The 13,845-nt window shown below is 71.8% G+C and carries 17 protein-coding genes; 16 read left to right on the top strand and 1 reads right to left on the bottom strand.

Annotation, left to right across the window (positions count from 1 at the left end; genetic code table 11):
* Nucleotides 1–5: 5 nt before the first annotated feature.
* The 4 genes from def (at nucleotide 6) to IVW53_02455 (ending at nucleotide 4,082) form a co-directional block, all read left to right on the top strand.
* A complete protein-coding gene (gene def / locus IVW53_02470) occupies nucleotides 6–518 on the top strand; it encodes a peptide deformylase (GenBank protein MBF6604436.1) in 513 nt (170 codons plus the stop codon).
* A complete protein-coding gene (fmt, locus tag IVW53_02465; protein ID MBF6604435.1) occupies nucleotides 515–1,465 on the top strand; it encodes a methionyl-tRNA formyltransferase in 951 nt (316 codons plus the stop codon). Before def ends, fmt begins: the two co-directional genes overlap by 4 nt.
* Nucleotides 1,466–1,863: 398 nt before the next feature.
* Complete coding sequence (gene rlmN, locus IVW53_02460) at nucleotides 1,864–3,126, top strand: 23S rRNA (adenine(2503)-C(2))-methyltransferase RlmN (GenBank protein MBF6604434.1); 1,263 nt, start codon at nucleotides 1,864–1,866, stop codon at nucleotides 3,124–3,126.
* Entirely contained in the window at nucleotides 3,126–4,082 is a 957-nt protein-coding gene (locus IVW53_02455) for a ribulose-phosphate 3-epimerase (protein ID MBF6604433.1), read from the top strand. The genes rlmN and IVW53_02455 overlap by 1 nt, the downstream gene beginning before the upstream one ends.
* Nucleotides 4,083–4,136: 54 nt before the next feature.
* On the opposite strand, the gene IVW53_02450 is transcribed toward IVW53_02455, so the two are convergent.
* Nucleotides 4,137–4,346, bottom strand: coding sequence for a 50S ribosomal protein L28 (locus IVW53_02450; protein ID MBF6604432.1), 210 nt, complete (start codon nucleotides 4,344–4,346; stop codon nucleotides 4,137–4,139).
* 37 nt (nucleotides 4,347–4,383) lie between these two features.
* On the opposite strand from IVW53_02450, the gene IVW53_02445 reads away from it, so the two are divergent.
* The 12 genes from IVW53_02445 (at nucleotide 4,384) to acpP (ending at nucleotide 13,837) form a co-directional block, all read left to right on the top strand.
* The gene (locus tag IVW53_02445) at nucleotides 4,384–4,887 is read left to right on the top strand and encodes an Asp23/Gls24 family envelope stress response protein (protein ID MBF6604431.1); all 504 of its coding nucleotides are present in this window, start codon (nucleotides 4,384–4,386) and stop codon (nucleotides 4,885–4,887) included.
* Nucleotides 4,884–6,668 carry a DAK2 domain-containing protein gene (locus tag IVW53_02440; GenBank protein ID MBF6604430.1) on the top strand — a complete coding sequence of 595 codons (1,785 nt, stop codon included), beginning with the start codon at nucleotides 4,884–4,886 and terminating at the stop codon, nucleotides 6,666–6,668. Before IVW53_02445 ends, IVW53_02440 begins: the two co-directional genes overlap by 4 nt.
* Nucleotides 6,662–8,932: an ATP-dependent DNA helicase RecG gene (locus IVW53_02435; protein MBF6604429.1), complete on the top strand. Its 2,271-nt coding sequence runs from the start codon at nucleotides 6,662–6,664 to the stop codon at nucleotides 8,930–8,932. The genes IVW53_02440 and IVW53_02435 overlap by 7 nt, the downstream gene beginning before the upstream one ends.
* 41 nt (nucleotides 8,933–8,973) lie before the next feature.
* Nucleotides 8,974–9,552 (top strand): 16S rRNA (guanine(966)-N(2))-methyltransferase RsmD, encoded by a 579-nt coding sequence (rsmD, locus tag IVW53_02430; protein ID MBF6604428.1) that lies wholly within the window; start codon nucleotides 8,974–8,976, stop codon nucleotides 9,550–9,552.
* Nucleotides 9,549–10,064 carry a pantetheine-phosphate adenylyltransferase gene (gene coaD, locus IVW53_02425; protein ID MBF6604427.1) on the top strand — a complete coding sequence of 172 codons (516 nt, stop codon included), beginning with the start codon at nucleotides 9,549–9,551 and terminating at the stop codon, nucleotides 10,062–10,064. The genes rsmD and coaD overlap by 4 nt, the downstream gene beginning before the upstream one ends.
* Nucleotides 10,065–10,255: 191 nt before the next feature.
* On the top strand, nucleotides 10,256–10,675 hold the full coding sequence (locus tag IVW53_02420; protein MBF6604426.1) for a hypothetical protein: 420 nt from the start codon (nucleotides 10,256–10,258) through the stop codon (nucleotides 10,673–10,675).
* Nucleotides 10,672–11,247, top strand: coding sequence for a DUF177 domain-containing protein (locus tag IVW53_02415; protein ID MBF6604425.1), 576 nt, complete (start codon nucleotides 10,672–10,674; stop codon nucleotides 11,245–11,247). The genes IVW53_02420 and IVW53_02415 overlap by 4 nt, the downstream gene beginning before the upstream one ends.
* A 193-nt stretch (nucleotides 11,248–11,440) precedes the next feature.
* The gene (gene rpmF / locus IVW53_02410) at nucleotides 11,441–11,644 is read left to right on the top strand and encodes a 50S ribosomal protein L32 (GenBank protein ID MBF6604424.1); all 204 of its coding nucleotides are present in this window, start codon (nucleotides 11,441–11,443) and stop codon (nucleotides 11,642–11,644) included.
* A gap of 33 nt (nucleotides 11,645–11,677) precedes the next feature.
* Entirely contained in the window at nucleotides 11,678–12,745 is a 1,068-nt protein-coding gene (gene plsX / locus IVW53_02405; GenBank protein MBF6604423.1) for a phosphate acyltransferase PlsX, read from the top strand.
* A complete protein-coding gene (locus IVW53_02400) occupies nucleotides 12,742–13,056 on the top strand; it encodes an Asp23/Gls24 family envelope stress response protein (GenBank protein MBF6604422.1) in 315 nt (104 codons plus the stop codon). Before plsX ends, IVW53_02400 begins: the two co-directional genes overlap by 4 nt.
* Complete coding sequence (gene nusB, locus IVW53_02395; protein ID MBF6604421.1) at nucleotides 13,056–13,520, top strand: transcription antitermination factor NusB; 465 nt, start codon at nucleotides 13,056–13,058, stop codon at nucleotides 13,518–13,520. The genes IVW53_02400 and nusB overlap by 1 nt, the downstream gene beginning before the upstream one ends.
* On the top strand, nucleotides 13,421–13,837 hold the full coding sequence (acpP, locus tag IVW53_02390) for an acyl carrier protein (GenBank protein MBF6604420.1): 417 nt from the start codon (nucleotides 13,421–13,423) through the stop codon (nucleotides 13,835–13,837). Before nusB ends, acpP begins: the two co-directional genes overlap by 100 nt.
* Nucleotides 13,838–13,845: the final 8 nt, after the last annotated feature.

The raw sequence follows: 13,845 nt of genomic DNA, 5'->3' as shown, positions 1-13,845 counted from the left end.
CGGCCATGAGCGTCAGACCGATCGTCCTTCTCGGCGACCCGAGGCTTCGTCTCCAGGGCCTTCCCGTGGACAGCTTCGGTCGCTCGCTCCACGAGCTCCTCGACGACCTCACCGAGTCGATGCGCCACGCTCCGGGGGTGGGACTCGCCGCGCCCCAGCTCGGCGAGCCGCTCAGGGTCTGCGTCATCGAGGTCGAGGACCAGCTCCACGAGCTCATCAACCCGGCGATCGTGCGCGCGACCGGCGACGACCGCGATCTCGAGGGCTGTCTCTCGATCCCCGGCTACGTCGCCTATATCACCCGTCGCGAGCGGGTCTGGGTCGTCGCCCAGAACCGCTTCGGCCGCGAGGTCCGGGTGGCCGGGTCGGGGCTCCTCGGTCGGGCGCTCCAGCACGAGCTCGATCATCTCGACGGGAAGCTGTACATCGACTACCTCGATTCGATGGACGAGTTGATCGCGGTGGGACCCGGGGACGAGGACGAGCAGATCGAGGCGCGCGCCACCGCACTCGCGTGAGCGAGCCCGCGGGGGTCGTGTTCTTCGGGTCGGGCGGCTTCGCGGTCCCGATCCTTGAGCGGCTCGCGACGTCACCGGGGATCCGCCTCGTCGGCGTCGTCACCATCCCCGAGCGACCGAGCGGTCGAGGCGGCGTCCTTCGACCGGCGCCGGTCCGGGTTCGGGCCGACGACCTCGGCCTCCCCATCATCGCCCCGACCACCCTCCGCGATCCGGGCGTGGCCGCAGCGATCGCCGAGCTCCGGCCGGATGTCGGCGTCCTGGCCGACTATGGGTTGATCGTGCCCCTGACGATCCTCGACCTCCTCGGCCACGGGATCCTCAACGTCCACCCGTCGCTGTTGCCGCGATGGCGCGGCGCGTCGCCGATCCCGGCCGCGATCCTCGCGGGCGACCCGGAGACCGGGGTGACGATCATCGCCATGGACGCGGGCATCGACACGGGACCGATCGTCGCGGCCGAGCGCTGGCCGTTGACGGGGCGCGAGCGGGCGCCGGAGGTCGAGGTGCACGCAGCCCGCGTCGGCGTCGCTCTCGTCGGCCGGACGCTCGGGCCGTGGCTGGCAGGCGCGCTGGTGCCCCACGTCCAGGATGCCGCGGCGGCGACGATGACGCGGCCGCTTCGACGGGCCGACGGCCGGCTCGATCCGACGGTCCCGGCCCGCGATCTCGAGCGTCGGGTCCGGGCGTTCGATCCGTGGCCCGGCACCCACCTCGAGACGTCGGTCGGACGCCTCATCGTTCGTCGAGTCGAGGTCATCCCCGAGACGGGCGAACACGACCGTCCGCCGGTCGGGACACTCGTCGCCGCGACGGCCGGCCTCGAGCTCGTGACAGTCGAGGGCCGGCTCCGTCTCGAGGAAGTCCAACCTGCCGGCGGGCGGCCGATGACAGGATCGGCGTTCGCTCGAGGGCGGCCGGCGGTCGCCGGTGGTCGCGTCGTCTGAAGGGGCTCGGGACGTCTGAGCAGGGCTCGGGGTGCATCCATGCGCGGAAACCCCCGGTTCGGTCCGCCTCTGGGAGTGGCGCAGGCCGGATGGCGTCTCAAATGCTCATCGGGGGAACGTTGGTGCGGCGGGCAGGTGATCCGAGAGGTGTCAGGCGCCGCCGAGCGCCGGATCCGTCTCGCTCGTTCGGTGGATGAGCTGATGAGACGATGGTCACGGCGCCACCGCTCCATCCCGGACCGAGCGTTCGGTGGATGAACAGATGAGACGGCAGGCGGTCGGTCGAAGCCGGTCGGTCGCAGGCGGCGAGACGCAGGGTGGGTCGGGCTTCGCGGCTGCCCTCTGGCAGGATGCCGGCCGCCGGAGTCCGGGGTCGGCTCGTGCGACAATCCGCGCCCATGACGAGCATCCTGACACCGCCCCCCGCGCCCGGCCCGCACGTCGAAACAGATCGACCGGGACTTGCCGGCGTCCACCCGGCGGCCCTCGCCGCGTGGCTGGCGGAGAACGGCGCACCAGCCTACCGCCTCGCGCAGCTCGGGGAGGCGTTCTGGCGTCGCCACGCGCTCGTCGCGGCAGATCTCCATCCGCTGCCGGGTGCGCTTCGGGAGCGGATCGCAGGCGCGTACCGCCTCGACACACTCGAGGCGACGGAGGTCCTGCCGTCGGACGGAGGGGCCACCGAGAAGGCGCTGCATCGACTCGACGACGGCGCCCTCGTCGAGTCCGTCCTCATGCACTACCCGCCGCGGGTGGGTCGCCGGGAGCGGCACACCGTCTGCATCTCGAGCCAGGTCGGCTGTGCCGTCGGCTGCCCGTTCTGTGCGACTGGCGAACTCGGCTTCGGGCGCGACCTGACCACCGCGGAGATCGTCGACCAGGTGCGCGCGGCGGCCCGTCGTCTGGCGGCCGACGGGCGCGTCGTCACCAACGTCGTCTTCATGGGGATGGGAGAGCCGCTCCTCAACCTCGACCGTGTCCTTGAGGCGGTCCAGGCCCTCGCCGACCCGGAGCGGTTCGGTCTCGGGGCGCGGCACATCACCGTCAGCACTTCGGGCGTCGTGCCGGGGATCCGTCGGCTCACGGCGCTCGGTGCGCGCTTCACCCTCGCGGTGAGCCTCCATGCGGCGCGCGACTCGCTCCGTGACGTCCTCGTGCCACTGAATCGGCGCTGGCCGGTCGCCGAGGTCGTGTCCGCCGCCCGAGACCACGCCGCGGCCACGGGACGACGGATCAGCTACGAATACACGATGATCGCCGGCGTGAACGACACCCCGGCCGATGCGGACGCGCTGGCGACGCTCCTCCAGGGCGATCTCGCCCATGTCAACCTCATCCCGATGAACCCCGTCGCGCACACGCCGTGGACGGCGAGCCCGATGCAGACGATCGAGGCGTTCGCCGGGCTGGTCGCGGCTGCCGGCATCCCGGTGACGATCCGGCGGAACCGTGGCCAGGAGATCGGCGCGGCATGCGGCCAGCTCGCGGCCGAGCATGCCGGTGAGCCGCCGGCACGGGCCGTCGGACGCCGCCGCGAACTGCTCGTCATCGCGAGCGCCGCGGCACTCCGCGGGGAACGCAGCCGCGAGCCCTCGCCGGTCGTCGACGATGGCTCGGGCCGGGGCGGCTCCCGGGTCGCGGTCGCGGCGGATGCCCCCTGATGGCGGAGGGGCGCGCTCGCGTGGCCGCGAGCATCCTCGATGCGGACTTCGGGAACCTGGCGAACGCGATCAGGCGGGCAGAGCGGGCCGGCACGGATCGCTTCCACCTCGACGCGATGGACGGCCACTTCGTGCCGAACCTCACGTTCGGGGCGAAGACGATCAAGGCGCTGCGACGGCGGACTGAACTCCCGTTCGACGCTCACCTCATGATCACCGACCCGGGCCGCTACCTCGACGAGTACCTCGAGGCCGGCTGCGACTCGATCACGATCCACGTCGAGATCGACGAACCCATCGAGCCGACGCTCCGGGCGATCCACGCCGCCGGCAGGGCCGCCGGGCTGGCGATCAAGCCCGCGACGCCGCTCACGGCGCTCGAGCCGTACGCGGAACTCCTCGACATCGTCATGATCATGACCATCGAACCCGGCTTCGGTGGGCAGCCGTTCATGCGCGATATCGCGGCCGGGAAGCTCCTGGCGGCGCGACGCTATCTGCGCCACCGGGCGCACGGGGGCGAGATCCATGTCGATGGGGGAGTCAATCGCGAGACGGCTGAGTTTGTCGGCGCGCAGGGGACCGATATCCTCGCCGTCGGGTCCGCGCTGTGGGTCAAGGGCCATGACATGGCCCGCGAGATCCGCCTCATCCGCACCCTCGCCGACGAGGGGTACCAGTTCAGCCTGAACGATGGGAAGGCGCCGGTGTCGCGCGATCGGTGGACGCCGTTCGTCCGCCTGCCGCGCCCGATCGCCGCCCGGGCGATGGCGGACATCGAGGAAGGCGGGATCCCGGTGATCATGCTTCGTGGGGACGGGCCGGCCGGGGCCGATGGTGAGCGGGACTACGACCTCAGCGTGCCGCTCGCCGCAGAGCCGCTCGTCGAGGAGCGATTCGGAGCGGCCCGCGCCGCCTGGCTCGACGAAGCCCGGGCGTGGCGCGAGGCGCGCTGACGACGGATAGACGAGCCGGCCACCGCCGGTCGGCTCGCCGCGTCGACAGCGACGCTACCGGACGTTCTTCAGCTGGGTGCGGCGGCAGCGGGTGCAGACGAGACGCCTGGACACGACCCCTCCCTCGGAGACGAGGAGCGGCTGGAGGTTGGGCTGGTAGCGACGGTGGGCGCGGACGCGGTTCATCCCGGACGACTGGGGGTTGTAGCCACCCATCGAGACTTTCGCGCAGATCGCACAGGCGCGGGCCATACTGGTCCTCAAGATTGCGGAACGTGGGACGTTCGGGGCCGAGTCGGTCGTGGACGAGCGCGTACCATACCACGGGTCGGTCCGAGTCCCGACCGAACCGAGGGTGCTCATCGTCATGGTCCACCGTCCCGCGACCGGTCGCTCGGTCGTGACCCGGCGGGCGATCGAGGAGATCGTCGCCGCAGCGGTCCGCCACAGTTATGGCGTCGTCGGGTTCGCCGATCGCGGCATCCGGGCCAGCGTCGTCCGTCGCGTGACCGGCAGGGAACCCGGGATCGACATCGCGATCGACGGCTCGCTGCGGATCGGGCTCGCGCTCGAAGTCGCCTCCGGGTTGCCGGTCGCCGAGGTGGCTCGGCAGGTCGATTCGGCGGTGCGCTACGCGGTCCGTCGCGACCTCCGGCGCGAGGTGGGAGTCGTGTCGATCACGGTGGCCGGCCTCGAGTATCGGCCGGGCCGGATCCCGGAGGTCCCCGTCGCGACCCCCACCGACACTGCGAGCGAGTCATCCCCGGCGGCCGACGCCGGAACCGTCGTCGGGGGTGCGGCGTGACGCGGGTGTGGTGCGATGGTTCCGGGCTGCGGTCCGCCCTCGCTGCGGCCGCGGCGAACCTCGAGCGCCACGTCGACGAGGTCAACGCGCTCAATGTCTTCCCCGTCCCGGACGGTGACACCGGCTCGAACATGCTCACGACCGTGCGCGGTGCCCTGGCGGCGGCGGACGCGGTCGCGGGCTCGACGGCCGGCGAGGTCGCGTCGGCGATCAAGCGCGGGGCCCTCCACGAAGCACGCGGCAACTCCGGTGTCATCGTCAGTCAGATCTTCGGCGGCATGGCGGACGGTCTCGCCGGCAAGGTCCGGTTCAACGCGCTGGACCTCGCCTACGCGCTCGGCAAGGGCGTCGAGCAGGCCTATCGTGCGGTCAGTCAACCGGTCGAGGGGACCATCCTCACCGTGATCCGGGACGCGGCCGAGGCGGCGCGGACGGTGGCTGAGCGTGACCAGGACATTGAGACGGTCCTCGCCGCGGCCGTCGACGCCGCGGCCCGATCGGTCGAGCGGACACCATCGCTCCTGGCGGTCCTTCGCGACGCGGGCGTCGTCGATTCCGGTGGTCAGGGGCTATATCGGCTGTTCCAGGGGGCGCTCCTCCATCTCGTCGGCGAGGCGCCTGTCGACGGCGGCCGGGCGGGATCCTCCGCGCGGCTCTCGCACCTCGTCGCCCATGCGGATGACGGTCACGGGTACGAGACGGTCTTCTTCGTGCGGCCGAACGGTCATGGTCCGCTCGACCTCGACGCGATGCGCGGCCGGCTCTCGAGCCTCGCCGAGTCGGTCATCGTCGCCGGGGATCTGAACGAGGCCAAGGTCCACGTCCACAACGAGCGACCCGACGAGATCCTCGCCTACGGGCTCGCGCTCGGCGATCTCACGGACATCACGGTCGTCAACCTTGACCACCAATCGCGCGCGATGCTCGATCGCCGGGTGGACGATCTCGTCGGCGCAGGCGCGCTCGCCGCCTCCGCCGCGATCCCGGCCCCAGCGGATGATGACGTCGCGGGTCGCGGCCTGACCGCGGACGGGCGGGCGCGTCACGGGGGGGCAGATCGGCCGGCGGTGGCTCCGACACCCGCATCCATGTGGATTGATCCGCGGGCGCGGAATGGGACGACGATCGCGCTCGCCGTCGTGGCCGTCGTCTCCGGCGAGGGTCTCGAGAAGGAGTTCCGCGATCGTGGCGCTGCCGCGATCGTCCGCGGAGGACCGTCCGTGAACCCGTCGACCGGAGAGCTCCTGGCGGCGATCGACCGTCTCAACGCGGCCGAGATCATCATTCTTCCGAACAACCGGAACGTCATCCTCGCCGCCCATCAGGTGGCTGAGCTCGCGACGCGGCCGGTCCACATCGTCCCGACCCGCAACCCGATCGAGGGCCTCGAGGCGATCCTCGCGGTGGCGCCCGGCCTCGATGTCGCGGCCAACCTCAGGCGGATGCTCGAGCAGAGTCGGGCGGTCCGCACGTTCCAGGTGACGACGGCGGTCCGCGACGCTCGGCTCGGCGGCCACAAGGTGCGCCAGGGTCAGACGATCGTCCTCGACCCGGACGATGGCGTCGTGGCGGCGGATCGCGATCGCGCGAAGGCGGTCGTCAGCGCGCTCGAAGCACTCGGTCGTCCGTTCGAGCTCGTGACCCTCCTCTATGGGGAGGGGGTGGACCTCGGCGATGCCGAGGCGCTCGCCGGGCAGCTCGGCGCAGCCTTTCCGTCCGTCGAGGTCGACATCGCCCACGGTGGACAGCCGCTCTACCCGTACCTCATCGCGGTTTGGTAGGGAGCCCCGACGGCTCCGGGACGCGGCGCGCCACGCGTTCGGCGGCGCGCGGGAGTCCGGCGGCCGAAGCGCCCGGCGTCGCCCGATCGCCACTCGCGCCCGCCGCGCTGCTTCGGGCACCGATAGCGCAGAGCGGTCTCGCCGCCCAGCGGGTCCTGCGGCGGACATTGCCGCGACTCGGTGTCGCGACGGTCCGCGATCTCCTCTTCCATCTGCCGCGCCGCTATGACGATCTCCGCCGGATGCGTCGGATCGCCGAGCTCCGATCGCTCGACGACGGCGAGATCGTGAGCGTGCGGGCGACGGTGTCGGACCTCCACGTGCAGCCGACGTTCCGCCGACGGGTCCAGCGGACGATCGCCCGACTGGTCGATGAGACCGGTGAGGCGGAGGTGGTCTGGTTCGGTCGGCGCTATATCGAGCGGCGGCTGGCCCCCGGCGCGCCGGTCATCGTGTCGGGACGGGTGAGCCAGCGTGGTTTCGCGCCGCTCATCGAGAACCCGGACTTCGAGGTCGACGACGGCAGCGCGATCCTCTCCGCCGGACGGATCGTCCCGGTATATCGGCTCACGACCGGCCTCAACGCAGCGCGCCTGCGGTCTGCGATCCGCGATGCACTCGATCGCGCAGGACCGGGCTTCGAGGAGTATCTGCCGAGCGGGATCCGGGCCACGGAGCGCCTGGTCGGGATTGCCGAAGCGGTCGAGGCCGCGCATTTCCCCGAATCCTTCGAGACTCGCGACCGGGCGCTGCGGCGACTCGCCTTCGACGAGCTGCTGGCGCTCCAGATCGGCATGGTCGGGCGCCGGCGCCAGCGAGGACGAAGCCGCGGGGCGGCGATCGAGGCCTCCGACGAGACGGATGCCCGCGTCCGGATGGCGCTCCGGGCGGCCCTCGAGCGGCGGGTGGGTCGACCCCTCGAGCTCACGCCCGACCAGACGTCGGCCATGGACGCGCTGCGGGCCGATCTCGGCCGGACCGAGCCCATGCTCCGCCTGCTCCAGGGCGACGTCGGTTCCGGGAAGACGGCGGTCGCCGCCCACGCTCTGGCACTGAGCGCCCTCGACCATCGGCAGGGTGCGCTCCTCGCCCCGACGGACCTGCTCGCCCGGCAGCACGCCGAGACGATCGGCGACCTCGTGTCGGACCTGGGGGTCCGGGTCGTGCTCCTCACGGCCTCCCTTGCCGCGGACGCCCGCCGGACGGCCCTCGCGGCGATCGCATCAGGAGAGGCGCAGATCGTCATCGGGACGCACGCCCTCCTGTCCGAAGGCGTGACATTCGCCCGGCTCGGCCTGGCGATCATCGATGAGCAGCACCGGTTCGGCGTCGAGCAGCGTGGCCGGCTCGAGGCCAAGGCCGGCTCCGAGGCACCGCACGTCCTTCTCATGACCGCGACACCCATCCCGCGGACGGTCGGCCAGGTGCTGTACGCGGATCTCGACGTGTCCGATCTCCGCACGCCACCCGCGGGCCGGGTGCCCGTCCGGACCGGCATCCGTCGTCCCGACGGCGTCGCGGGTACCTGGACCCGGGTCCGGGACGAGGCCGCGAACGGGCACCGCACGTTCGTCGTCGTGCCGCTCATCGCTGCCGATGCCGGGGACGTCGCGCCCGGCGAGGCCGAAGAGGATGTCTCGTCGGCCGCCGTCGCGGCCGAGTCCGAGGCCGAGCGCCTCACCACGCTCCTCGCGCCGCTGCGGGTGGGACTCGTCCACGGTCGGATGCGGGCGCTGGACCGCGACGCGGTCATGACCCGCTTCCGCGACGGCGACCTCGACGTGCTCGTCGGCACGACCGTCGTCGAAGTCGGCGTCGACGTGCCGGCGGCCACGATGATGATCATCGAGGGTGCCGATCGGTTCGGTCTCGCCCAGCTCCACCAGCTCCGCGGGCGAGTCGGCCGCGGGACGGCGGAGTCCTTCTGCGTCCTCGTCTCCGACACGACGGACGCCGTGGCCCGCGCGCGTCTCGAGGCGCTCGCGGAGACGCGCGATGGATTCGCCCTCGCCGAGAAGGACTTCGCCCTTCGCCGCGAGGGGGACGTCCTCGGCTTCGCCCAGAGTGGCTTCCCGCGACTTCGGGTCGCATCGCTCGAACGCGAGGAACACCGGGAACTCGCGATCGCCGCGCGAGCGCATGCGGAGCGCCTCCTCGATGCGGACGGGGCGCTTCGCGGGCCGGAGACCGCCGCGCTGGGGCGCGAGATCGAGAGCGGCTGGCTCGCCCGGCTGTCGACGGCCGAGCCAGCGAGCGGCACCTGAGGTGTGGTCTTCCGACCGATCCGCCGGGGCAGCGTCGGGCCGTGGCTGACGCCGGGCGGGTGGTTGCCGGATCGGCGGCGGGCCGTCGACTCCGCGCTCCGGGGCCCGGGACCCGTCCGCTCGCCGACCGCGTCAAGCAGACGCTGTTCGCGATCCTCGAGCCCGACCTGCCGGGAGCGGACGTCCTCGACCTGTTCGCCGGGAGCGGGGCGGCCGGCATCGAGGCGCTGTCGCGCGGCGCCCGTCGGGTTGTCTTCGTGGAGCTCGACATCGGCGCGAGCCGGACGATCGAACAGAATTTGCAGACGACCGGTCTCGGCGGATCGTCTGCCGTCGTCGTCCGGGACGATGTCCTCGGGTGGCTGCGGCGCGCCTCGGAGCGGGGACCGTTCGACCTCGTCATCGTCGATCCGCCGTACGCCGACGTTGACGTGCTCCGCGCCGTCCTCGACCTCCTTGGCGAGCCGGACGCACCGCTCGGTCCGGGAGCCCGGGTCGTGAGCAAGCACTTCTGGCGGGATCGGCCCCCGGAGCGGATCGGGCTGCTAGCATCGGAACGCGAGCGGCGCTTCGGTGAGACGACGCTCACGTTCCACCGTCGGATCGAGGAGAGGGAATGAGCGCCGCCACCGTCGCGGTCTACCCGGGTTCGTTCGATCCGGTGACCAACGGGCATCTCGATGTCGTCCGTCGATCGGCCGCCGTCTTCGACCGCCTCGTCATCGGCGTCCTCGCCAATCCGCGGAAGCAGCCGCTCCTGCCGGCGGCCCGTCGCATCGAGATCATTCGGCACGCACTTGACAGCGGGTTCGACGCGTCGACCGCCGGCCGCGTCTCGGTCGAGGCGTTCGACGGGCTCACGGTGGACCTGTGTCGGAGACACGAGGCGGGGTTCATCGTCCGCGGCCTCCGCGCGATCTCCGACTTCGAATCCGAGATCCAGCTCGCCCACAACAACCGCGTCCTCGCGCCGTCGATCGATACCGTCTTCTTCATGACCTCGCTCGAGCACGGCTACGTGAGCTCGAGCCTCGTCAGGGAGATCGCCGCGTTCGGGGGCGACGTGTCCGGGATGGTTCCGTCGGCGGCGCTCGAGGCGCTCGCATCGCTCGGTGGGCGGAGGACCGGCTGACGGAGCCTTCCTCCGTGCCATAATCCCGACAACCCGCGTCGCGCACCCGCAGACAGGAGGGCGGTTCCATCGACATCATCTTCCTCGTCGAGCGCCTCGAGTCGATCATCGCGAACGGCAAGAAGCTGCCCCTGACGAGCAGCGTCGTCGTCGATCAGGCCGCCGCGCTCGACCTCGTCGACCAGCTGCGCGTGGCCGTGCCCGAGGAGGTCCGAGCCGCGAAACGGATCAACTCCGAGGGCGAGCGGATCATCGAGAAAGCGCAGGAGGAGGCGGAGCAGATCATCGCCAGGGCCCAGGAGCAGGCAGCCTTCCTCATCGACGAACGTGGACTGACCCAGGTCGCGGAGGCCGAGAGCCGTCGGATCGTCGGCGAGGCCGAGGCCGACGGCGAGGAGATCAGGCGAGGAGCGGATGAGTACGCCGCGTCCGTCCTCATCGGCCTGGAGGGAGACGTCGTGAAGACCCTCCAGAGCATCAAGCGCGGCATCGCCCTGCTCGATGAGCGGCGGTCCGCGCTCCAGGACGGCGAAGCGTCGCCGGACGACCGCGACGACGAACCGTACGACGATCCCCGTGCGGCCGAGGTGGGGCCGGCCCGACGCGCGTGATCGACACCGATCGCCGACCGGATCCGGATCCGGCGGGAGCCCTCACGTTCAACGTCGCCAGACTCATGTCCGAGCCGGCCGGATCGCGGCGCACGTTCCCGGTGCGTGGTGTCGTGCTCACTCTTGCTGATGGGCTCCGCCAGTCCGGACCGCTCGAGGGCACGATCGAGGCGATCCGCACCGAGCGCGGGCTTTTCGCGACCGGTCGGCTGACGGGGCGGCTGTGGGCCGAATGCAGCCGCTGCCTCCGGGCGATCGACATCCCGGTCACCGTCGATCTCGAGGAGGAGGTGCGGCCCTCCGTCGACATCGCGACCGGCCTCGTCCTGCCGATCGGCACGGATCCCGAGATCGTCCGCCTCACGGACCACCATGAGCTGGCGCTCGGCGGCCCGGTCCGCGACCTCCTGTCGCTTGCGGAGCCGATCGCTCCGCTGTGCCGGCCGGATTGCCCGGGCCTCTGCCCGATCTGCGGCGTGGAGCTCGCGACCGGTCCCCACGAGCACCCGGACACGGAGATCGACCCACGGCTCGCGGCGCTGGCGGCCTTCCGGGAGGCGTCCCCCTCCTGAGCGCCAGAGAGCCCCCGCGGGCGACGGTGCCGCCCGCGGGCCGGTGACGTCGGATCGCGGGACCGGGTAGACTCTCGCCTCAGCGCATCCTGCTGCCGACCTCGCCCGTCCGCGGCCGGACGATGATCCTCGATCAGGGGCGACCGGCCGTGCGTTCCGCCCGGCGCACGCGCTCGAAAGGAGTCTCCACGTCATGGGTGTCCCGAAGCGACGCGTCTCGCACGCGCGACAGGGGGAGCGGCGAGCGCATCTCGCGATCAGTCTCCCGCAGCTCGATGCGTGCCCGCACTGTCACGAGCCCAAGCGGCCGCACCATGCCTGCCCGAACTGCGGCTACTACGACGGACGCCCGGCGATCGAGCTCAAGCGATCGAGCGACGAGCACGCCTCGTCGTAGTCCGCGCGTCCGAGACCACGTCGGCGGGCCCCGGTGGATCTGAGCGCCGTCCGGACCATCGCACCGGATCGGGTCGTCCGTGTCGCCGTCGACGCGATGGGCGGCGACCATGGTCCGACCGAAGTGGTACCAGGAACCGTCACCTACGCCGAGGGGCACCCGGCCGACCGGATCATCCTCGTCGGTGACGAAGAGCGCGTCCGCGGTCTTCTCGGTCCGTCAGCGCCGCGGAACGTCGAGGTGGTCCATGCGGCGACCGTCGTCGACATGGACGAACACCCGGCCGCCGCGGTCCGTCGGAAGCGTGACGCCTCGATCAACGTCTGCATGAACCTGGTCCGCTCGGGCGAGGCGGACGCCGTCGTGACGGCCGGCCACACCGGCGCCGGGGTGACATCGGCGATCCTCCACCTGCACCGCCTGCCGGGCGTCGATCGGCCGGCCCTCGCCGTCCAGATGGTCACCGCGAAGGGTCCGTTCGTCCTCCTCGACATCGGCGCGACGACCGACTCGACCGGCCTCAATCTGGCCCAGTACGCGCGGATGGGCGCGCTGTATGCCGAGCGGGTCCTCGGGGTCGCCCGGCCGTCCGTCGCGCTGCTCTCGATCGGGGAGGAGGCCGGCAAGGGCGAGGCACGGGTCCAGGAGGCGACGGAGCGGCTGCGGGGGACCGACCTCGACTTCATCGGCAACATCGAGGGACGCCACCTCGTCGACCACGTGGCCGATGTCGTGGTCTGCGACGCGGCGGTCGGCAACGTGACGATCAAGTTCTTCGAGGGCCTCTCGAGCTTCATCCTCCGCGGCCTCCTCCGCGACGAGTTCGAGCGCGATCTTCGCGGCCGGCTCGCCTACCTCCTCCTCAGACCGGGGATCGCCCGGATCCGCGACGTTTTCGATTACGAACGACTCGGCGGATCGCCGCTCCTCGGGGTTCGCGGCACGGTCCTCATCACCCACGGCCGGGCCCGGCGGCGGATGATCTCGTACGCCGTCGCGGTCGGGGCCGCGGCCGCGCGGACCGGCATCCCGGACGCGATCGCCGATGCATTCAGGGCCGCACCGTCCGCGACGGACGCCGCCACGGAGGACCCCCGGTGAACGCACCTCGGCTGGCGGTGGAGCGCGACGTCGTCGTCGAGATGGTCCGCCGGGCGGCCCTCGAGGTACCCGGTGTGATCCGCGTCGCGTATGGCGGACCCGTCGCGCGACGAGCCGTGGCCGGGCGTGCCGTGCGCCTGACGATGGTGGACGGGATCGTCACCGTCCGGGTGACGATCGTGGCTCGCGCGTCCGAGCCGCTCGAGCCGCTCACCCGCGCCGTCCGGGCCGCGGTCGCCGCCACGCTCGAGCGCCTCCTCGATCTGACGGTCGGGACGATCGACGTGGTCGTCGACGGCGTCGACGGCTGATGCCGGAGGGACGGCCCGGTCAACGGGCGGGGGCCGGCCCTCGGACGGATCGGAGTCGGGCCGCCCGAGCCGCCCGGCGGCTCGCCCTCGCGGCGATCTTCGAGGCCGAGTTCGGCCAGCGCACCCCGTCGGCGGTCCTCGAGCGGCACCTCGCCGAGGCCGAAGGCGATGCGGCGACTGCGGAGCTCGCGCGCCGGATCGTGTCGGCCGTGGTCGAGCATCGCGAGGAGATCGACGCGGCGATCGCGGCGGCCGCCCCGCAGTACCCCGTCGTGTCCCTCGCCCGGATGGATCGCGCACTGCTCCGTTGCGCGCTCGGCGAGGTGCTACACTCGGCGACGCCGGCCCGGGTGGCGATCGCCGAATGGGTCGAGCTGGCACGGATCTACAGTGGAGACCCGATGCGCCGTCTCGTGAACGGCGTCCTCGGGCGGATCTCGCGGGAGACGGCGCCGCGCAGCTGAGCGCGAGCCGGGCCGACGACCGCACCACGACCCCGCGACCCGAACGAGACGACAGCCCACCCACGAGGAGAGCATCAGTGGCCAGCGATACGTACGAGCGCCTCAAGAAGATCGTCGTCGAGCAGCTCGGGGTCGACGAGGACGAGGTGAAGCCGGAAGCCTCGTTCGTTGACGACCTCAATGCCGACTCGCTCGACCTCGTTGAGCTCATCATGAGCCTCGAGGAGGAGTTCGGGACCGAGATCTCCGACGAGGACGCCGAGAAGATCCGGACCGTCGGCGACGCGGCCGAGTACATCGACGAGCGCTCGGCCTGATCCTCGGG

The sequence above is a fragment of the Chloroflexota bacterium genome, from assembly GCA_015478725.1.
GTDB lineage: Bacteria > Chloroflexota > Limnocylindria > Limnocylindrales > CSP1-4 > C-114.
Note: the sequence above shows the minus strand (reverse complement) of the source record. Positions and strands in the feature narration are given on the sequence as shown.